Source organism: Curtobacterium sp. 8I-2 (assembly GCF_902506155.1).
In the GTDB taxonomy this organism is placed as follows: Bacteria; Actinomycetota; Actinomycetes; order Actinomycetales; family Microbacteriaceae; genus Curtobacterium; species Curtobacterium poinsettiae.
Window position 1 is genome coordinate 630,620 of record NZ_LR732826.1, and the last position, 18,137, is coordinate 648,756.

Sequence of the window (18,137 nt, forward strand, 5' to 3'; positions counted from 1 at the left end):
GGGGCGGCGGACCTCAGAGGAGCAGGCCGTAGACCGCGACGTCGACCCGCTCGGGGCCGAGCGGCAAGGCGCCACGCAGGGTGCCCTCGTGGGTGAAGCCGAGCCGCTCGGCGAGCCGCCGGCTCCGCACGTTGTCGACCGCCGTCCGGATCTCCACCCGGGCCACGCCGCGGGCCCGGGCAACGCCGATCAGCACGGTGGCGGCCCGCCGGGCGACACCACGGCCCTCCTGTCCGGCGTCCACCCAGTAGCCGAGCGACGCCTGCCCCAGGTACGGGTCGAACGTCAGCGAGGCCACCCCGACCACGCGGTCGTCGTGGCGGATGACGCAGGGCAGCGAGCGGTCCATCGCGTACTGCCCGAGCAGCCGCTCGGTGTGCAGGGCGATGGCCTCGCGTGTCTGCGGGTCCCACGCCCAGGGCTCGGCGGCCCGCAGACGATCGGTGTTGGCGTGCACGAGTGCGAGCACCTGGTCGACCGTCGTCAGGTCGCGCAGCGTCAGCGTGGAGCCGTCACCGAGGTCGCGTCCGAACGTCGTCACCGCTCCGACACTAGGCAGCCCTGCCTGTCACTCGTACCGGAGCGCCTCGATCGGGTTCTGCCGTGCGGCTCGTCGTGCCGGCAGGGTGCCCGCCAGGAACGCGATGAACATCACGACGAGGATGATCGTGGCGACGGACCCGGGCGCGAACTGCATGATCTGCAGCCCCGGCAGGTCCTTGAGGAGCGTGCCGGCCAGGACGTTCGAGATCCCGGTGCCGAGCGCGATCGCGACCCCGGCGCCGATGGCGCTGCCGAGGAACCCGATGAAGACCGCCTCGAGCGAGAACAGCGTGTAGACCTTGCCGCCGCCCATGCCCATCGCCTTCATCAGGCCGATCTCGCGGGTGCGCTCCTGCACGCTCATGAGCAGGGTGTTGATGATGCCGAAGCCGGCGGCGATGAGCGCGATCACGGCGAAGGCGTTCAGGACCCCGACGATGCCGCTGATGACGGTCTGGAACTGACCGAGCTGGTCCTGGATGGTCTGGCCGAGGAACCCGTCGTCGGCCAGGGACTTCTTGACCGTGGTGACGGAGGCGTCGGGATCGAGCGTCGCGGTGGCGCTGGCGTAGGAGGTCGCGATCGAGTCGGGCTTGCCGATCTCCTGCGCGGCCTGCATGGCGTCGGTCAGCGCGGCGTTCGCCCCGGCCCCACTGCCGAACAGCGACTCGTTCTGCACGCCCACGACCGTGGCGGTGAGCGTGTGCGCCTTGCCCTGGTAGTCGTCGACGGCGATCGTGAGTTCCTTGCCGACGGCGGCGGAGGCGCTGCCGAGGCCCATGTTCTTCAGGTAGTCGGTCGGCAGCATCACCTGGTTGGCGTCGGTCTGGTCGTCGAGCTGCTTGCCGCTCGCCAGGTCGGCGTCGAGCTCGCCGGCGTTGGCCGTGAGCGAGACGACGTACTTGCCGTGGTCGCCGTACTCGGCGTACTTCGGCGCGAGGGCGACCGCGGGGCGGAGGCTCTTGATGCCGTCGGTCTTCTCGATCGCGTCGACGTCGGACTGCGACAGGTACGAGAACGACGCCGGGCCACGGTCGACGCTCTGACCAGAGGCCTCGGGGTCGTACTTCGCCGGTCCGCTGTCGGTCGAACTGGTGTCGACCGCCTTCGTGATGGTCAGGGAACCGGTGTCGCCGATCGACGAGACCTGGGTGTCGATGTAGTTGCTGACGCCCGTGCCGATGGCCGAGGTGAGCGTGATCGTGAAGGCGCCGATGAAGATCGCGATGACGGTCAGGGTCGTGCGCAGCTTCGAGCGGAAGGTGTTCGAGACCGCGGTGCGCAGGAGGTCGAGGAAGTTCATGCGGAGTGCCTTCCGTGCGTGGCGGACGCGTCGACCGCGTCATCGGGTCCGCCGACGATCAGGCCGTCGCGGACGTTGACGCTGCGGTCGCAGCGCGCGGCGAGCTCGTCGTCGTGCGTGACCACGACGAGCGTGATCCCCCGCTCGCGCTGCAGCCCGAACAGCATGTCCTCGACCACCTGTCCGGTGTTCGTGTCGAGGTTGCCGGTGGGCTCGTCGGCGAAGATCACGCTCGGCTCACCGACCAGCGCGCGGGCGATGACCACGCGTTGCTTCTGGCCGCCGGACAGGTCGTTGGCGTCGTTCTTCGCCTTGTCGGCCAGCCCGAGGGCGTCGAGCGCCGCCATGCCCCGTCGCTTCCGCTCGGCCCCGGAGACGCCGGCGATCTTGAGCGGGAGCACGACGTTGTCGAGCACCGAGGTCTTCGGTGTCAGGAAGAACTGCTGGAACACGAAGCCGAACGTGCTGTTCCGGGTGCGGTTGACCTGGCGGGCACCGAGCGTCGCGGCGTCGGTGCCGTCGAGCAGCACCTGTCCGGCCGACGGCTTGTCGAGCAGCGCGAGCAGGTGCATGAGCGTCGACTTGCCGGAGCCGGACTTGCCGACGATCGCCAGGCTCTCGCCCTGGTGCACCGCCAGCGACACCCCCTTGAGCGCGTCGAACCGCGTCGCGCCGCGGCCGTAGGTCCTGGCGAGGTCACGGGCCTCGAGCACGGGAGTGGTCATGGGTTCACCGTAGTGTCCGGTGCACGACTGCAAGTTTGCGTTTGCTGTAGATCATGTGACGTTCCGGTTACAGTCGGGCCATGCCCGACTCCGCGACGCCGTCAGAACTCGGTCTCCGTGACCGCAAGCGCATCGAGACCCGCAACCGCATCGCCGAGGCCGCTCGGTCCCTGGTGCTCGAGCAGGGCGTCGACGGCACCACGATCGAGCAGGTCGCCGCCCGCGCCGACGTGTCCCCGCGGACGTTCTTCAACTACTTCGAGAGCAAGGAGGACGCGGTCCTCGGGCACACCGAACTCGACCTCGAACCCGCCACCCTCCAGGCACACCTGGAATCCGTCTCGGGGGAGCCGGCAGCGCAGGCGGTCGTCGACCTGGCGTTCCTGGTGTTCGGGTCGTCGTTCGGCGACGAGCACGAGCGGCTCGAGCGCAAGGCCGTCATCGTGCGGTTCCCGCAGTTGATGCGTCGGCAGGTCGCGCGGATGACCACGGTCGCCGAGGCGATGACCGGCGCGGTGCGCACGATCCTCGAACGCGACCCGGCCTGGGGGCCGGACGCCGCGACCCCGCAGGCGGCCGAGATGCTCCTCGGCATGTGCATGACGGGCTTGCGCAGTGCCGCTCGGCACGAGGGCTCCGACCCCGAACAGGTGCGGGCGGCAGTGGTCGCGGCGATCCGCGACACGGCGGCGCGCATCGCCGCGGCCTGAGACGCGACCACGAACGCACGGGAGGCACGGTGCCAGCTGGCACCGTGCCTCCCGTCCGTGACGTGGATGCGTCGAGAACGGTCAGGGCTTCGTGATGAAGCCCTCCTTCACCATCCAGTCGAAGGCGACGTCGGCCGGCTCGCGCCCCTCGACGTCGACCTGACGGTTCAGCTCCTGCAGCACCGCGTCGGTGAGCTTCGGCGAGATCTGGTCGTAGATCCCCTCGAGCTGCGGGTACTCCTTGAGCGTCTTCGAGTCGATGACGGGCGCGACGTTGTACGCCGGGAAGAAGCCCTTGTCGTCCTCGAGCACCGTCAGACCGAGCGACTTGATGCGGCCGTCGGTGGTGAACACCTCACCGAAGTTGCACTTGCCGCGGTCGGTGGCCGTGTAGACCGTGCCGGTGTCGAGGATGCTGACGTTGCTGCTCGGCACGCCGTTCGCCCCCGAGCCACCGAGCTCCAAGCCGTACTTCTTGAGCATCGGCTTGAAGCCGTCGGCACGCGAGTTGAACTCCGACTCGACGCAGAACGTGCGCTGGTCGACCGGCAGCTTCGTGATGTCGGAGAGCGTCTTGACGTTCCCGAGCTCCTTGACCGCTTCGTCACGGACGGCGAAGGCGTATGTGTTGTTCATCGGCGCCGGGTTGAGCCAGGTCAGCCCGTTGCCGGCGTCCTCCTTCTTCACCGCCGTCCACTGCTCGGTCTTGTCCGGGATCCCCTTCGCGTGGCCCATGAAGGTCAGCCAGGCGGTGCCCGTGTACTCGTACGTGAAGTCGGCCGCGTGCGAGGTCATCAGCTCACGGACCGCGACACTGCCGGGCACGTTCGTCTCGTCGGTGACGTCGAACCCGGCGGCCTTGGCGGCGAGCACGGCGATCTTGCCGAGCACGAGCTGCTCGGTGAAGTTCTTCGACGTCACGGTGATGTGGGCGCCGGCCGGCAGGTCGTCGATGCGCTGGATGGAGCCGGCACCGGCCTCGGGCACGAACGAGGTGGCGGGCTGCAGGCCGCAGCCGGTCAGGACGAGGGCGGTGGCACCGGCGACGAACGCGGCGGCTCCGACCCGGGTGCGGGTGCGGCGGGTGCGGCGGGTGCTGCGGGTCATCGGAGTCCCTTCGGTCGTGCGACCGTCTCGACCACGCGGCCGAGCCAGTCGATGGAGAGGGCGAGCAGGGCGACCAGCAGGGCACCCGAGACGAGCACCTTCGGCAGGAACAGGGTCACGCCCGTGGTGATGAGCAGACCGAGTCCGCCCGCACCGACGAAGGTGGCCAGGCTCGCCGTGCCGACGAGCAGCACGAGCGCGGTCCGGATGCCGGAGAGCATGACCGGCACCGCGAGCGGCAGTTCGACGCGCATCAGCACGCTGAAGGCGCTCATGCCCATGCCGCGACCGGCCTCGACCAGTCGGGCGTCGACGCTCTGCACGCCGATCATGGTGTTCCGGAGCACCGGCAGGATCGCGTAGAGGACGAGCGCGATGACGGCCGACCGCGTGTTCAGGCCGAGCCAGGCGGCGAGCAGCACGATGAGGCCGACGGCCGGTGCAGCCTGCCCGAAGTTCGCGACGGCGAGCACGTACGGGCTCGCCCGGCGCAGCGCGCCGCGGGTGAGCAGGACGCCCAGCGGGATCCCGATCACGAGCACGAGCACCGTCGACTGCAGGGTCAGGACGAGGTGCTGGCCGGTCAGGGAGAGGATGTCCGCCGGGTTGAGCGTCGTGCGCTCGGTCGGGGTCAGGTCCGCCGTCGCGAGCCACACCGCGAAGCCGGCCAGGACGACCAGGATCGCGATCGGCTGGAACAGCAGGCCCTTCCACGAGGTGCTCGCACCGGTGGCGGGACCGGCGACGGCGACTGCGCTCACAGGTCTTCTCCGGTGGGCATCGCCGACACCGGCGACGACGGCATGGTCTCGATCGGGTTCGTGTTCGTGCCGACGGGCGTGTAGGCCTGGTCGCCGGCGGCGGTCGCGCGGGAGCGGGTGATCGCCTCCATCACGGTCTCGACGGTGATGACCCCGCGGAACGCGTCGCGACGACCGGTGACCAGTGCGGCACCCGCGCTCGAGACGAGCATGGTGTCGAGCGCGTCGTTGAGGGTCGCGGCCTCGCCCACGACGGGCAGGCCGGGCTCGACGCCGTCGGGGATGCGGTCGAGGCGCTCGAGCTGGCGGCGCGACGGCCACCCGATCGGCCGCTGGCGGTGGTCGACGACGACGGCGTGCTGGTGCCCACCGGCCTCGTGCATCCGCTGCAGCACGGCCTTGACCTCTTCGCCGGGCGAGCACGTCACGGCCGACTCGACCTCGACGTCGCGCACGCGGTTCAGCGTGAGCTGCTTCAGACCGGCGCCGGAGCCGATGAAGTTCTCGACGAACTCGTTCGCCGGCTCCGCCAGGATCCGCTCCGGGGTGTCGTACTGCACGATGTGCGCACCCTCGGTGAAGATGACGATCCAGTCGCCGAGCTTCACGGCCTCGTCGAAGTCGTGCGTGACGATGACGATCGTCTTGTGCAGTTCCTCCTGGATACGCAGGAGCTCGTCCTGCAGGCGCTGGCGGGTGATCGGGTCGACCGCGCCGAACGGCTCGTCCATGAGCAGGACGGGCGGGTCCGCGGCGAGCGCACGGGCCACGCCGACGCGCTGCTGCTGGCCGCCGGAGAGTTCGCGGGGGAACCGGTCCCGGTAGGTGTCGGGGTCGAGCGAGACCAGGTCGAGCAGCTCGTCGACGCGCGCCGCGATCTTCTCCTTCGACCAGCCGAGCATCTTCGGCACGATCGCGATGTTCGCCGCGACGGTCATGTGCGGGAAGAGACCGCCGGCCTGGATCACGTAGCCCATGCGGCGGCGGAGTTCGTCGCCGTCGATGCCGGTGACGTCGTCGTCGCCGACGACGATCCGGCCCTGGGTGGGCTCGATCAGGCGGTTGATCATCTTCAGCGTCGTCGTCTTGCCGCAGCCGGACGGGCCGACGAGCATGACGATCTTGCCAGCCGGGATCTCGAGCGTGATGCCGTCGACGGCGGGCTTCGACTGCCCGGGGTACCGCTTGGTGACCTCGTCGAGCAGGATGCTGCGCCCGGTGACGTCCCCGTCGGGCGCGGTGGTGGTGGCGGAGTCAGTGCTGGACACGGATACCTCTCGAGATGGTCAGGCGGCCGAGGCCGATGAGGAGCAGGTCGAGGACGAGGGCGAGCAGGACGACGCCGACCACCCCGACCACGACGGAGGACAGGGCGTTGGCGCCGCCGAGGCGGGACAGCCCGGAGAAGATGAAGCCGCCGAGTCCGGGGCCGAGCGCGTAGGCGGCGATGGCGGCGATGCCCATCACCATCTGTGCGGAGACGCGGACGCCGCTCAGGATGATCGGCCACGCCATCGGCAGTTCGATCTGCAGCAGGGTGCGGAACCGGCTCATGCCGACGCCGCGCGCCGACTCGACGACGGTGGGCGGGATCTCGGCGAGACCGACGACCGCGTTGCGCAGGATCGGCAGTGCGGCGAAGAAGACGACCGTGACGACCGACGGCAGGACGCCGAAGCCGAGCGGGACGATGAGCAGGCCGATGACGGCGAACGACGGCAGGGTGAGGCCGATGGCCGACACCCCGTTCGCGAACGCGGTCAAGCGCGGGCTGCGGTAGACGAGTGTGGCGAGCACCACGGCGATGACCGTGGCGAGGACGACGCACTGGACGACCAGTGAGAAGTGCTGCCACGATGCGAACCAGATCTGGTTCCATCGCTCCACGACGTACTGGAACACGGGTGGGCGCTCCCCTTCCGGTCGGCTGAACTGCCCACAGATCGGGGCACGAGCTCGGCCAAAGCTACGCAGCACCTGGACCGGTTGTACAACGCAACCCTGCCGAGGCGGCAGTTTCCCTCGCAGTTGCGATGAGGACAACCCCTGGTCAGAGGGGGAACACCAGGGCAAGCCTGGGAGAACGGTAACGATCGGGCTGGGTGCCCGGCTATGCGCTCAGGTCACGCAACCCGGCGCGCTCCGCGATGTCGACGAGCTGCTCGCGCCACCGGACCCATTCGTCCGGCGTCTTGTCGGCCAGGTTGCCGTCGCCGTCACCGGCCAGGCCGTCGAGCATCTCGCGCACGATGTCGGCGTGCCCGGCGTGCCGCGCGGTCTCGTAGGCCATGTGCACCAGGATCCGGTGCAGCGTGACGTGCCGGTGCTCCTCAGGCCACCACGACACGGTGCCGGTCGCGGTGAGGTCGAGCGCCTCGATGGTCGCGTCGGCGTGGGCGGCACTCCGGTGGTGGAAGGCCACGACGTCCGCCATCGTCTCGTCCAGCGGGGCGAACATGTCGTCGCCGTCCTCCGACTCGAGCCACGCGGGCGGGTCCGGCAGCGGGCGCCCGAACACCTCGCCGAAGTAGCCGGCCTGCACGCCCGCGACGTGCTTCACCAGCCCGAGGACGTTCGTGCCCGTCGGCGTCACCGGCCAGCGTGCCTGTCGCTCCGCCAGCCCGTCGAGCTTGGCCAGCAGTGCTGCTCGGTGCTTCTGCAGGTACCGGTGCAGCGTCTGCTTCACCGCGGCGTCGGCAGCCGCCTGGTCGGGGGTCGGCGCGGACCCCTCGTCCGACAGCAGCGCGTTGCCGCTGGCCGCCAGTGTGCTGGTGCTCGCGGGGTGCACCTCGGGGACCGCTTCGACGTCGCTCATGCCCCCGATCGTGCCACCCGGAGCTCCTGCAGGCGTGTCGATTCCTGCACCGCGACCCGTTCGGCCGTCAGCAGCAGACCCGCGACCTCGGCACCGGAGCGTGCCGGGGCGTCGTTCCAGCTCGTCAGGTCGCGCACGCGCCCCATCCGGATGTCCGGCGCGGGGCACCACAGCACGGGCTCGCCCTCGTCGCGGGCCAGGGCGTGCCAGACGACGTCGAGCGCGTGCTGGACCCGCGGTGCGTGCACCGCGAGCGGCCCACCGGCTGCGGACACGACCGCACCGACCAGGCACGCGCCGACGAGCGGTCGGCCCTGCACGTCCATCGCGGCGGCACTGGAGGCCTTCCGCTCGTGGCCGTGCTCGTCGAGGTAGGCGAACCAGGCGTGCTGCACCCAGCCGCGCTCGACGACGGCGCGGGCGTCGGAGAGCAGGTGGACGAGTTCGCCGAGTTCGCGCACCCGGTCGTCGACCCGTCGCGCGCGTGCGGTGGCGCGGCGGTCCGCGAGTCGGTCGACCAAGCCGCGGAGACCGCGTCGGACGGGGGCGGGGGAGGCGTCGGTGGCGACGTCGTGCTGGACGCGGAGCTCGAGGGTCATGGCGGCCCCTCCGATCGACTGTGCACGGATGGTGCGGTCACGATAGCCCCGGGGAGACTCAGTCGTCCAGCACCGCGTCGATGCTCCGTCGGGCGACGCTCCGGAAGGCGCGTTCGTCGGCGGTCGCCAGGGCGGATGCGAGCGCCACCACCCACCCGCGAGCGCGCTGCCAGGTGGCGTCCGAGGCTGCGACGCGGGCACGGAACGCGCGTCGCCCAGGCTGGTCGAACGTCAACCAGGCGGTCGCGAGGTCGACGGCGGGATCGCCCGCGGTGACGTCCCCGAAGTCGATCACGGCTGACAGGTGGTCGACGCCTGCGGATGACGAGTCGACGAGCAGGTTGAAGGGGTGCAGGTCGCCGTGCACCCAGACAGGAGGCCCGGCGTGCGCCGGCGCCGCGGCTGCGGCCCGCCAGAGCGCGGCCAGCTCGCCGGCCCGGTGCACGTCGTGGCCATCGAGTCGCGCCAGCACCGCGTCGCTCCGCGACGCGAGCGGCACCGCACGGAACGGGTTCGCCGGGGCACCGGCCGGGGCCGCCACGTGCAGGAGCCCGACGAACGCGGCGAGCGCCTCGGCCACGGGGACCCCGGCCGCGCGTGCGCCGATCGGGGTGCCGGGGAGCCACGGCACGATGCTCCACGACCACGGGTACCCGAGGGCGGGTCGGCCGGTCCGCACCGGAGCCGGCACCGGGACGACCGACCCGACCCGGGCGGCTATGTCCGGCAGCCAGCGCTGTTCGTGCTCGACGAGGCGTGCGGCCAGCTGCCGGCGGGGGACCCGCACGGCCAGGTCGTCACCGAGACGCAGGACGACGTTGTCCCACCCGTTCGCGACGACCTCGAGCGACAGCCCGGCCAGGTCGGGGTGCTGGTCACGCAGCAGGGAGCGGACGAGCGGGACGTCGACGTCGACCTCGGCAGCGGGTGTGGGCACCGCGTCAGGCTAGTGGGCCGCCGGACACATGCCCGCGAACTGGGGCCGGTGGCGCGACCGGCTTCTCGGTAGTCTCAGAGGCGAGGTGACGTGGGTGTTTCCCTGGGGGGACCCGCGTCACTCCGGAGCGATGAGCGCGACGAGTCGCGGGATCTCCGGACGCAGCCGTTCGGTGACGAACGCGTCCAGCAGGACCGTCCAGAGTTCCCGCAGGCCCGCGAACAGGTCGGCCCGCCGCGTCATCACGTCCGAGACGGTCTGCACGCCCGTGTAGGCACGGACGACGACCCGGCCGACGAGCTCCGGGTCCCACCGCGGATCGAGCTCTCCCGCGTCCACGGCCTGCCGCGCGAACCCGGCGACCACCGCGGCCCAGTCGGTGTACGGGTCCCGCCGGTCCACGTCGCTCGCCGCCACGTCGGTCGACAGGCGCACCCCGGCGCTCACGACGACCTCGGTGGTCATCTGCACGGCGAGCCCCTGGCACAGCCACATGATCGACTCGAGCGGAGTGGTGCCCCGCGCCACCGCGGCCTCGCCGTACCGGCGCGAGATCGCGTGCTGCTCGGCGACGACGGCCCCCGCCATGTCGGCCTTCGACGTGAAGTGGAAGTACAGCGCACCCTTGGTCATCCCGATGCGTTCGGCGATGCCGTCCATCGAGGCTCCGACGTACCCGCGTTCGTCGAACTCCGCGGCCGCGCCCTCGATGATCGCGGTGCGGGTCGCGAGCGACCGCTGCTGCCGGGTCGGTCGGTCCTGCGCCATGGGGTCCGATCGTAGTCAGCGCACGCGATCGCCGGGGAGCCCTGGCCGCATTCGGCAGGCGTTCGGCCGCGTGCCCTACGGTCGGTCGCCATGGACGGATGGCGGAACCCTGCGCGCTGGGCACGGACGGGCCGGTGGCTGCTGCTGCCGATCGCGGTGCTCGACTGGGTCGCGCTCGCGCCGCAGACCATCGTGGTGCTCGCGTTCCTGATCGCCGTCGTCGGGCTCGCCGGCATGGCAGCGGCCCTGGTGGTGCACATGCTCGGTCGGTCCCGTGGGGCCATGGCCGCCCTCGGGGTCGTGCTGCTGCTCGGCGGCCTGGTGGTGTTCGGCCTCGACCCGTTCCCGGGCTCGTTCCCGCTCATCGCGTCGTGGTGGCCGGAGTCGATCACGCAGCCGCAGACCGTCGGCAGTGCCTACTGGCAGCTCGCCGGCCTGGGCATCGAGCTCGCCGGGTTCGGCCTGCTCGCCACCCTGCTCGTGGTCTCGCTGACCGGCACGCCACGCCCCCGGCAGGACCGCTTCCGCTCCTGACCGCCCCCGTGGCAACGCTCGGCGCCCGGACGTGCTCCGCGCTCAGAGTCGGGTGAGCACCACCAGCGTGACGTCGACCTCGGCGTCCACGGTGACCGCCGTGCGCACCCGCTCGATCACGCCCGCCCCGTCCGGAGCGGACCGCACCAGCGCGGCGAGGTCGTCCAGGCGGCGGGTCCCGTCCAGCGTCAGGACACCCTGCGTGCAGATCGCCAACCGGTCGCCGGGTGCCAGGTCGAGCGAGCCGGACGACCGGGGGATCGACACCGGCTGCAACCCGAGCGGCAGGTCGACCGGGCGCAGCACCCGAGCGGGCCCGTCCGCGGGGACGAGCACCGCGAGCCCGTGGCCGGCGTCGCCGAAGTCGACGTGCCCCGACGTCGGGTCGAGCCGCAGGTGGAAGAGCGAGCCGACGGCGTCCGCGGCCGACAGGTCGGCGGTGACCTGGGCCTCCAGGCCGACGATCGTGTCCTGCACCTCGGCACCGGTCCGCGCCACCACGGCGCCGCGGACCACCGCGGCGAGCAGGCCGGACGCCGGTCCGGCGGCGCTCACCCGGCCGACGGTGACGTGCAGGGCGTCGTCCGGGGCGAGGCGCCAGTCGGCGACGTCACCCCCGCCACCGTCGTGCTGGGCGACCAGGACGTCGAGGGCGTACCCCGGCACCGCGACCGGGTCCGGCACCAGCCCGTCGAGCACCCGACGGACCCGTCCCAGGTCGATGGCGACGCCGAGTTCCCGCTCGGTCCACCGGGCGAGGTCACGCAGCAGGGCGACGTCCTCGGGGGAGAACGTGCGCGGCACCGCGTCCATCAGGCACAGCGTGCCCACCCGGGTGCCGTCGATCATGGTCAGTGGTGCGCCGGCGTAGAACCGGATGCCGTGCTCCGCCACCGCGGCCGTGTCGGCGAAGCGGGCGTCGAGCGACGCATCCGGGATCACCATCGGTTCGCGGGAGAGGACGGTCGTCGCGCAGAACTGCTCGCTCGCGGGGACGCTCGACCCCTGGTGCCAGCCGAAGGTCGACTGGGTGGTGACGAGGTCGTGGTGGACGAGGTTGAGGAAGGTCAACGGGACGTCGAACGCCTCGTGGGCCATGCGGGTGATGCGGTCGAAGCGCTCCTCGGGTCCTGATCCCAAGATGGCGAGCGCCTCGATCACCGCGGTGCGGCGGTCCGCATCGGCGAGATGGTTGGTCACCCGGCCTGTCTACCCGCATCGTCCGCCAGGAACCAGTCCCTCGGGTGGGGGTCGGCGGTCAGCGCGCGGCGCTCGGAAACCGGTGCAGCCCAGGCGGCGGCGTTCGACAGCACGCGCTGGATGTCCGGGTGGTGGTACACGGGGTACTCCTGGTCGCCCGGCGAGAAGTAGAAGACCCGGCCGAGACCACGGCGGTACGCGACGCCGGAGCGGAACACCTCGCCGCCCGCGAAGGTCGACAGGAAGACCTCTTCGTCGGGGCGCGGGATGTCGAAGTACTCGCCGTACATCTCCTGCCGGTCGATGACGATCGGGTGCGGGACCCCGGCGGCGATCGGGTGCTCGGGCGCGACGGTCCAGACGAGTTCACGCTCGCCGTCGTTCCGCCACTTCAGCGAGCAGGTCGTGCCCATCAGGCGCTTGAACGGCTTGGAGTAGTGGCCGGAGTGCAGCACCACCAGCCCCATGCCGGCGTGCACGGCGTCGACGACCAGGTCGACGACGGCGTCGCGCACCTCGTCGTGGGCGACGTGCCCCCACCAGAACAGCACGTCCGTGGTGGCCAGTCGTTCGGCGGTGATGCCGTGGTCGGGTTCCTGCAGGGTGGCGGTGGAGACGTCGGCCCCGGGCTGCGACTGCCGGAGCGCCTCGGCGATCACGGTGTGCATGCCGTCGGGGTAGTGCCCGGTGACCGTCGCGTCACCGCGGGTCTCGTGCACGTTCTCGTTCCAGACGACGATGTTCAGGGGACGGTTCTCGGTCGACGGCGACATGGGACCAACGCTACCCGTGATCGGATTGCGCAGACACTGGCGTTTTCTGATCGTTTCGCCTAGCTTCGGATCACAAACGCGCAGACGGCGGTACCAGGGGGTACCGATCCCCGTCCGCGCCGAGGACAGGGGCTCGTCCGATGCAGCACCGAACCATCACCACCGTCGCGCTCGCGGCGGTGCTCGCACTCGCCGTACCGACCGCCGCGTGGGCATCGCCCACCGGTCACCACCAGCAGCGGACCGCGACCACCTCGACCGTGACCTACACGGCGAGCGACGCGGTCATCCCGAACCCCTCGCGCGGGTTCGACCACACCACCGAGACGCACTACCGCGCCGACGGCACCGGGTACACGCCGCTCGACGCCGCGACGCTCCGGGGCTACCGGGCCGAGGGCGTCACCCAGGTCGTCCGGGTGTTCTACATGGAGGCGTTCGTCCAGCAGCGGCAGCTCAGCCCGGCCTGGCTCGCGCTCGTGCAGCACGACTACGACACCGCACGTGCAGCCGGCGTGGGTGTGATCACCCGGTTCGCGTACGTCCAGGGCGGCTCGTACCCGTACTCGGCGCCCTACGGGGACGCCGACCTGCCGACCGTGCTCGCGCACATCGAGCAGCTCACCCCGACGCTCCGCCGGAACGCCGACGTCATCCCGACCCTGCAGGGGGGCTTCATCGGGCTCTGGGGCGAGGGCTACTACACCGACCACTTCGCCAGCGACCCGGCGAACCCGGGGGTGCTGACCGAGGCCGACAAGGACGCCAGACGCCAGGTCCTGCAGGCCGAGCTCGCCGCCCTGCCGTCCAGCCGATCGGTCCAGGTCCGCACCATGCAGATGAAGCAGGACGCGCTCCGCACCCCGTCCGGCACAGCCGGGGCGCTCACCCCGGAGCAGGCGCACGACGGTTCCCCGGCGTCGCGGATCGGCCACCACAACGACTGCTTCCTCGCCTCGGCGGACGACTTCGGCACGTTCCTGAGCAACCCGCTGTCCCTCGACCAGGACTACCTGGCGGCGGAGTCGCGGTACGTCCCCGTCGGCGGTGAGACCTGCGCCGTGAACACGCCGCGGACCGACTACCCGTCCGCCTCGGCCGAGATGGCGAAGTACCACTACAGCTACCTCAACCTGGACTACAACAAGGACGTCCTGGCGACCTGGGGCACGGACGGCATGACCGACGCCGCGAAGAAGCTCGGCTACCGCTTCACCATGACCTCGAGCACCGCCACCTCGGGCGCGAAGGCGTCGGTGGCGGTGTCGATCCGGAACGACGGCTGGGCGGCGCCGTACAACAGCCGCCCGGTGCAGCTCGTCCTGACCGACGGCGACCGCCGGGTGACCGTGCCTGTGGCCGCCGACGCGTCGTCCTGGCAGCCGGGACGGACCGTGACCGTCCGGGCGTCCCTCGCCGACGTGCCGAACGGGCGCTGGAGCGTCGCACTGGCCCTGCCAGCACCGGAGGCCTCGGTGGCGACGGACCCCGCGTTCGCGATCCAGACGGCGAACACCGGCACGTGGGACGCGAGCACGGGCGTGAACCGCCTCGGTCAGACGGTGGTCGTACAGCACTGAGCAGACCTGCAGCGCGCCCCGGGTCGGACGATCCGGGGCGTTCTGCTGTCTGTCAACCGGGTCCGCCACGATTGACGGCATGACTCCGCGCTCCCTGTTCCGCGCCGCCGCGGTGGCCGAACTCGTGACCTGGACCCTGCTCATCGCCGGGATGGTGCTCAAGTACGGGCTGGACGCCGGCGACTGGGGCGTCCGCATCGGCGGCGGCGTGCACGGCTTCGTGTTCCTGGCGTACCTGGTGGTCACGACGGTCGTCGCCGTGAACCAGCGGTGGTCGTTCGGGGCGCTCGTGCTCGGCTGGGTCAGTGCCGTCGTGCCGTACGCCACCGTGCCGTTCGAGGTCGCGGTCGCCCGCCGCGGCATGCTCGAGGGGTCGTGGCGCCGCTCGCCGGACGCCCACTCGGGCTTCTGGGACCGCCTGCTGTTCTTCGTCGTGCGTCGTCCCGCGGTGGCCGCCGGCATCGGGGTCGTGGCCGTCGCCCTGGTCTTCACCGGGCTGCTGGCCGTCGGCCCGCCCGTGCCGTCGCGCGGCTGAGGCGACGAGCGCCCCCCGGCTGATCAACGAGTGAGCAGAAGACGTCCGGTTCGCAAGCGGGACCCGACGTCTTCTGCTCACTCGACGCGGCCGTGGTCGCGACCACGGACGGACGGGAGGTGGGCCCCACCAGCCGGTACCGGCGCACCGCGCCAGCGGGGTGACGGCCGTGCCTGGAGGTGGGCCCCACCAGCCGGTACCGGCGCACCGCGCCAGCGGGGTGACGGCCGTGCCTGGAGGGACGGTGCCAGCTGGCACCGGGCCTCCCGTCCGTGGGCTGGGCGCTGCTAGAGCGCTGCCAGCGCCGCGTTCAGCGTGGCGGACGGGCGCATGACCGCGCTCGTCTTGGCGTCGTCGGGGCGGTAGTAGCCACCGATGTCTGCCGGGTGGCCCTGCACCGAGACGAGCTCGTCGACGATGGTGCGCTCCTGCTCACCGAGCTTCGCCGCGAGGTCCGCGAACGACGCCGCGAGCTCGGTGTCCTGGGTCTGCGCGGCGAGCTCTTCGGCCCAGTACTTCGCCAGGTAGAAGTGGCTGCCGCGGTTGTCGATCGAGCCGAGCTTGCGGCCAGGGGACTTGTCCTGCTCCAGGAAGGTCCCGGTGGCACGGTCCAGGGTCTCGCCCAGGATCTTCGCCCGCTCGTTGCCCGTCACACCGGCCAGGTGCTCGAGGCTGACCGCCAGGGCCAGGAACTCGCCCAGGCTGTCCCAGCGCAGGTAGTTCTGCTGCACGAGCTGCTGCACGTGCTTCGGCGCGGAACCACCGGCACCGGTCTCGAACAGGCCGCCGCCGCCGAGCAGCGGGACGACGGAGAGCATCTTCGCCGAGGTGCCGAGCTCCATGATCGGGAACAGGTCGGTCAGGTAGTCGCGCAGGACGTTGCCGGTGACCGAGATGGTGTCCTCGCCGCGGCGGATCCGCTCGAGCGAGAAGCGCATGGCGTCCTCGGGCGCGAGGATCTCGATCTGCAGGCCGTCGGTGTCGTGCTCGCCGAGGTACTTCCGGACGAGCCCGATCAGGTTGGCGTCGTGCGCGCGGGTCTCGTCGAGCCAGAACACGGCCGGCGTCGAGGAGGCACGGGCGCGGGTGACGGCGAGCTTGACCCAGTCGCGGATGGCGACGTCCTTGGTCTGGCAGGCGCGCCAGATGTCACCGGGCTCGACGTCGTGCTCGATGACGACGTCGCCCGAGGCGGTCGTGACGCGGACGACACCGGCGCCGGGGAGCTCGAAGGTCTTGTCGTGCGAGCCGTACTCCTCGGCCTTCTGCGCCATCAGGCCGACGTTGGGCACGGAGCCCATCGTCGACGGGTCGAAGGCGCCGTGGGCGCGGCAGTCGTCGAGCACGGCCTGGTAGATGCCGGCGTAGCTCGAGTCGGGGATGACGGCGAGGGTGTCGTGCTCGTCGCCGTCCGGACCCCACATGTGCCCCGAGGTGCGGATCATCGCGGGCATCGAGGCGTCGACGATGACGTCGCTCGGCACGTGCAGGTTCGTGATGCCCTTGTCCGAGTCGACCATGGCGAGCTCGGGGCCGTCGGCGATGCCCTGCTTGAAGGCACGCTCGATCTCGGCGCCGTTCGGCAGCGCACCGAGGCCGGCGAGGATCGAGCCGAGGCCGTCGTTCGGGGTGAGACCGGCGGCGGCGAGGTCGGCGCCGTAGCGCTCGAACACCGTCGGGAAGAACGCCTTGATGACGTGGCCGAAGATGATCGGGTCCGAGATCTTCATCATGGTGGCCTTGAGGTGCACGGAGAACAGGACGTCCTCGGCCGCGGCACGCTCGATCTGCTTCCGCAGGAACGACTCGAGGGCGGCGACGTGCAGCACGGTGCCGTCGACGACCTCGCCCTGCAGCACGGGGATCGACTGCTTGAGGACCTGCTCGGTGCCGTCCTCGGCCACGAAGGTGATCGTCAGGACGTCGTCGGCGGGGGCGATCCAGGACTTCTCGTTCGACCGGAAGTCGTCGACGCCCATGGTGGTGACGTTCGTCTTCGAGTCACGCGACCAGGCGCCCATGCGGTGCGGGTGCTTGCGGGCGTAGTTCTTGACCGACAGGGGTGCGCGGCGGTCGGAGTTGCCCTCGCGCAGCACCGGGTTGACGGCGCTGCCCTGGACGCGGCCGTAGCGGGCCCGGATCTCGCGCTGCTCGTCGGTGGTGGCCTCGTCCGGGTAGTCGGGAAGATCGTAGCCCTGCGCCTGCAGTTCCTTGATCGCGACCTTGAGCTGGGGGATCGACGCCGAGATGTTCGGCAGCTTGATGATGTTCGCCTCGGGGGTCTTCGCCAGGTCGCCGAGCTCGGCGAGGGCGTCGTCCAGGCGCTGCTCGTCGGTGAGCCGCTCCGGGAACTGGGCGATGATCCGGCCGGCGAGCGAGATGTCGCGGGTCTCGACGTCGACACCCGCGGTGCCGGCGAAGGCCTGGATGACCGGGAGGAAGGAGTGGGTGGCGAGGAACGGCGCCTCGTCCGTGAGGGTGTAGATGATCTTGGCCATGCTGGCGGGTACTCCCTTGTTCGACCGTCGGTACGTCCACGGTACTCGTGGCGCAGGATGTCTCGACATCAAGATACATCGCCCCCCAGAGTGGGGCGTGAGCGCGTCAGTCGCCGAGCGAGACGCGGAACACCCGGACGCCCGCGGCACGGAGCCCGGCGAGGCCGAGCCGCATGCGCAGGGGCCGGAAGGGGCGTCGGAACCCGGACGACGCCGACGCCGCGTCGATCTGGTGCAGGACCTCGGACGTCAGGGTGCGCTCGAGCTTCGGTGCGAGGCGGGTCACCCCGGACACCGTGACGACGATGCGCACGGCGTGCGGCGCGAGCAGCGGCGCGATGAGCTCGGCCGCCGCCTGGGCCCGGTGGAACGCGGGGTCGTCACCGGGGCGACGGATCGCGATGACGGCGAGCGCGGCATCCCAGGTCTCCTCGGGGTCCGGCAGGTCGTCGACCCCGATGACCCGCATCCGTGCGGCGTCGATGCCGGCGCGCACGGCCGCGGCCCGGAGCACGGGCAGGAGTTCCTGGGTACCGGCCAGCACGACGTCGGCCGACGACAGGTCGACCGTTCCGTACCGCTCGCGCGGCGTTCGGGCCATGGTGCGGGTCCTTCCGTCGCTTTCCCTCGACCGTACTGATCGGGGCTGCCCGGGGGACGCGGCAGCACAGGGTGATCAGGCCCCTCCCAGCCGACTCGGTAACGAAAAGATCACGGAAGGGCCTGTACAAAGCGACAGAGTCGTGCAG

At 71.1% G+C, this 18,137-nt stretch carries 19 protein-coding genes; 4 read left to right on the forward strand and 15 right to left on the reverse strand.

Translation table 11 applies throughout. The features are described 5' to 3' along the window. Window positions 1-13 precede the first annotated feature (13 nt). From BOSE127_RS03065 to BOSE127_RS03075, 3 genes are read right to left on the reverse strand one after another with little or no spacing between them, the layout of a single operon-like run. Window positions 14-541: a GNAT family N-acetyltransferase gene (locus tag BOSE127_RS03065; protein ID WP_017887905.1), complete on the reverse strand. Its 528-nt coding sequence runs from the start codon at window positions 539-541 to the stop codon at window positions 14-16. Between the two features lie 27 nt (window positions 542-568). Further along, the gene (locus BOSE127_RS03070) at window positions 569-1,846 is read right to left on the reverse strand and encodes an ABC transporter permease (protein ID WP_159556153.1); all 1,278 of its coding nucleotides are present in this window, start codon (window positions 1,844-1,846) and stop codon (window positions 569-571) included. Continuing rightward, window positions 1,843-2,571, reverse strand: a complete 729-nt coding sequence (locus BOSE127_RS03075) for an ABC transporter ATP-binding protein (protein WP_159556154.1) — start codon at window positions 2,569-2,571, stop codon at window positions 1,843-1,845. Before BOSE127_RS03075 ends, BOSE127_RS03070 begins: the two co-directional genes overlap by 4 nt. A gap of 80 nt (window positions 2,572-2,651) precedes the next feature. Between BOSE127_RS03075 and BOSE127_RS03080 the strand changes: the two genes are divergently transcribed. Continuing rightward, a complete protein-coding gene (locus BOSE127_RS03080) occupies window positions 2,652-3,281 on the forward strand; it encodes a TetR/AcrR family transcriptional regulator (RefSeq protein WP_052481655.1) in 630 nt (209 codons plus the stop codon). 81 nt (window positions 3,282-3,362) lie between these two features. On the opposite strand, the gene BOSE127_RS03085 is transcribed toward BOSE127_RS03080, so the two are convergent. The 8 genes from BOSE127_RS03085 to BOSE127_RS03120 all read right to left on the reverse strand — a co-directional run bounded on the left by BOSE127_RS03085 (window position 3,363) and on the right by BOSE127_RS03120 (window position 10,268). Then, window positions 3,363-4,388, reverse strand: a complete 1,026-nt coding sequence (locus BOSE127_RS03085) for a glycine betaine ABC transporter substrate-binding protein (protein ID WP_042537593.1) — start codon at window positions 4,386-4,388, stop codon at window positions 3,363-3,365. Further along, the gene (locus BOSE127_RS03090; protein ID WP_042537595.1) at window positions 4,385-5,149 is read right to left on the reverse strand and encodes an ABC transporter permease; all 765 of its coding nucleotides are present in this window, start codon (window positions 5,147-5,149) and stop codon (window positions 4,385-4,387) included. Before BOSE127_RS03090 ends, BOSE127_RS03085 begins: the two co-directional genes overlap by 4 nt. Then, window positions 5,146-6,417 carry an ABC transporter ATP-binding protein gene (locus BOSE127_RS03095; protein ID WP_042537597.1) on the reverse strand — a complete coding sequence of 424 codons (1,272 nt, stop codon included), beginning with the start codon at window positions 6,415-6,417 and terminating at the stop codon, window positions 5,146-5,148. The genes BOSE127_RS03090 and BOSE127_RS03095 overlap by 4 nt, the downstream gene beginning before the upstream one ends. After that, window positions 6,404-7,051 carry an ABC transporter permease gene (locus BOSE127_RS03100; RefSeq protein WP_017887898.1) on the reverse strand — a complete coding sequence of 216 codons (648 nt, stop codon included), beginning with the start codon at window positions 7,049-7,051 and terminating at the stop codon, window positions 6,404-6,406. The genes BOSE127_RS03095 and BOSE127_RS03100 overlap by 14 nt, the downstream gene beginning before the upstream one ends. 208 nt (window positions 7,052-7,259) lie before the next feature. After that, window positions 7,260-7,964, reverse strand: coding sequence for a DinB family protein (locus BOSE127_RS03105; RefSeq protein ID WP_017887897.1), 705 nt, complete (start codon window positions 7,962-7,964; stop codon window positions 7,260-7,262). Then, complete coding sequence (locus tag BOSE127_RS03110; protein ID WP_017887896.1) at window positions 7,961-8,563, reverse strand: DUF6197 family protein; 603 nt, start codon at window positions 8,561-8,563, stop codon at window positions 7,961-7,963. Before BOSE127_RS03110 ends, BOSE127_RS03105 begins: the two co-directional genes overlap by 4 nt. Before the next feature lie 58 nt (window positions 8,564-8,621). Then, the gene (locus BOSE127_RS03115; protein WP_042537601.1) at window positions 8,622-9,500 is read right to left on the reverse strand and encodes an aminoglycoside phosphotransferase family protein; all 879 of its coding nucleotides are present in this window, start codon (window positions 9,498-9,500) and stop codon (window positions 8,622-8,624) included. A gap of 117 nt (window positions 9,501-9,617) precedes the next feature. Next, window positions 9,618-10,268 carry a ScbR family autoregulator-binding transcription factor gene (locus BOSE127_RS03120; RefSeq protein WP_017887894.1) on the reverse strand — a complete coding sequence of 217 codons (651 nt, stop codon included), beginning with the start codon at window positions 10,266-10,268 and terminating at the stop codon, window positions 9,618-9,620. 90 nt (window positions 10,269-10,358) lie between these two features. Here BOSE127_RS03120 and BOSE127_RS03125 point away from each other — a divergent pair, with 90 nt between their 5' ends. Beyond that, entirely contained in the window at window positions 10,359-10,802 is a 444-nt protein-coding gene (locus tag BOSE127_RS03125; RefSeq protein ID WP_017887893.1) for a hypothetical protein, read from the forward strand. A gap of 42 nt (window positions 10,803-10,844) precedes the next feature. On the opposite strand, the gene BOSE127_RS03130 is transcribed toward BOSE127_RS03125, so the two are convergent. Further along, entirely contained in the window at window positions 10,845-12,002 is a 1,158-nt protein-coding gene (locus BOSE127_RS03130; RefSeq protein WP_017887892.1) for a PP2C family protein-serine/threonine phosphatase, read from the reverse strand. After that, entirely contained in the window at window positions 11,999-12,775 is a 777-nt protein-coding gene (locus BOSE127_RS03135; protein ID WP_017887891.1) for a ThuA domain-containing protein, read from the reverse strand. The genes BOSE127_RS03130 and BOSE127_RS03135 overlap by 4 nt, the downstream gene beginning before the upstream one ends. A 140-nt stretch (window positions 12,776-12,915) precedes the next feature. Here BOSE127_RS03135 and BOSE127_RS03140 point away from each other — a divergent pair, with 140 nt between their 5' ends. Further along, window positions 12,916-14,355 (forward strand): DUF4832 domain-containing protein, encoded by a 1,440-nt coding sequence (locus BOSE127_RS03140; protein WP_159556155.1) that lies wholly within the window; start codon window positions 12,916-12,918, stop codon window positions 14,353-14,355. Between the two features lie 79 nt (window positions 14,356-14,434). Then, window positions 14,435-14,890 (forward strand): DUF3817 domain-containing protein, encoded by a 456-nt coding sequence (locus tag BOSE127_RS03145; protein ID WP_017887889.1) that lies wholly within the window; start codon window positions 14,435-14,437, stop codon window positions 14,888-14,890. A 287-nt stretch (window positions 14,891-15,177) separates the two neighbouring features. Here the strand turns inward: BOSE127_RS03145 and BOSE127_RS03150 are convergent, their stop codons facing one another. Together BOSE127_RS03150 and BOSE127_RS03155 are read right to left on the reverse strand one after the other, a co-directional pair. Next, complete coding sequence (locus BOSE127_RS03150; protein WP_159556156.1) at window positions 15,178-17,388, reverse strand: NADP-dependent isocitrate dehydrogenase; 2,211 nt, start codon at window positions 17,386-17,388, stop codon at window positions 15,178-15,180. Between the two features lie 106 nt (window positions 17,389-17,494). Beyond that, window positions 17,495-17,989, reverse strand: coding sequence for a hypothetical protein (locus tag BOSE127_RS03155; protein ID WP_017887887.1), 495 nt, complete (start codon window positions 17,987-17,989; stop codon window positions 17,495-17,497). Window positions 17,990-18,137 lie beyond the last annotated feature (148 nt).

What these genes read in the sequence shown, in the direction of transcription:
- BOSE127_RS03075 (WP_159556154.1), bottom strand. Translation starts at nt 2,571, where the DNA reads ATGACCACTCCCGTGCTCGAGGCCCGTGACCTCGCCAGGACCTACGGC.
- BOSE127_RS03140 (WP_159556155.1), top strand. Translation starts at nt 12,916, where the DNA reads ATGCAGCACCGAACCATCACCACCGTCGCGCTCGCGGCGGTGCTCGCA.
- BOSE127_RS03110 (WP_017887896.1), bottom strand. Translation starts at nt 8,563, where the DNA reads ATGACCCTCGAGCTCCGCGTCCAGCACGACGTCGCCACCGACGCCTCC.
- BOSE127_RS03070 (WP_159556153.1), bottom strand. Translation starts at nt 1,846, where the DNA reads ATGAACTTCCTCGACCTCCTGCGCACCGCGGTCTCGAACACCTTCCGC.
- BOSE127_RS03105 (WP_017887897.1), bottom strand. Translation starts at nt 7,964, where the DNA reads ATGAGCGACGTCGAAGCGGTCCCCGAGGTGCACCCCGCGAGCACCAGC.
- BOSE127_RS03155 (WP_017887887.1), bottom strand. Translation starts at nt 17,989, where the DNA reads ATGGCCCGAACGCCGCGCGAGCGGTACGGAACGGTCGACCTGTCGTCG.
- BOSE127_RS03145 (WP_017887889.1), top strand. Translation starts at nt 14,435, where the DNA reads ATGACTCCGCGCTCCCTGTTCCGCGCCGCCGCGGTGGCCGAACTCGTG.
- BOSE127_RS03125 (WP_017887893.1), top strand. Translation starts at nt 10,359, where the DNA reads ATGGACGGATGGCGGAACCCTGCGCGCTGGGCACGGACGGGCCGGTGG.
- BOSE127_RS03085 (WP_042537593.1), bottom strand. Translation starts at nt 4,388, where the DNA reads ATGACCCGCAGCACCCGCCGCACCCGCCGCACCCGCACCCGGGTCGGA.
- BOSE127_RS03150 (WP_159556156.1), bottom strand. Translation starts at nt 17,388, where the DNA reads ATGGCCAAGATCATCTACACCCTCACGGACGAGGCGCCGTTCCTCGCC.
- BOSE127_RS03080 (WP_052481655.1), top strand. Translation starts at nt 2,652, where the DNA reads ATGCCCGACTCCGCGACGCCGTCAGAACTCGGTCTCCGTGACCGCAAG.
- BOSE127_RS03120 (WP_017887894.1), bottom strand. Translation starts at nt 10,268, where the DNA reads ATGGCGCAGGACCGACCGACCCGGCAGCAGCGGTCGCTCGCGACCCGC.
- BOSE127_RS03135 (WP_017887891.1), bottom strand. Translation starts at nt 12,775, where the DNA reads ATGTCGCCGTCGACCGAGAACCGTCCCCTGAACATCGTCGTCTGGAAC.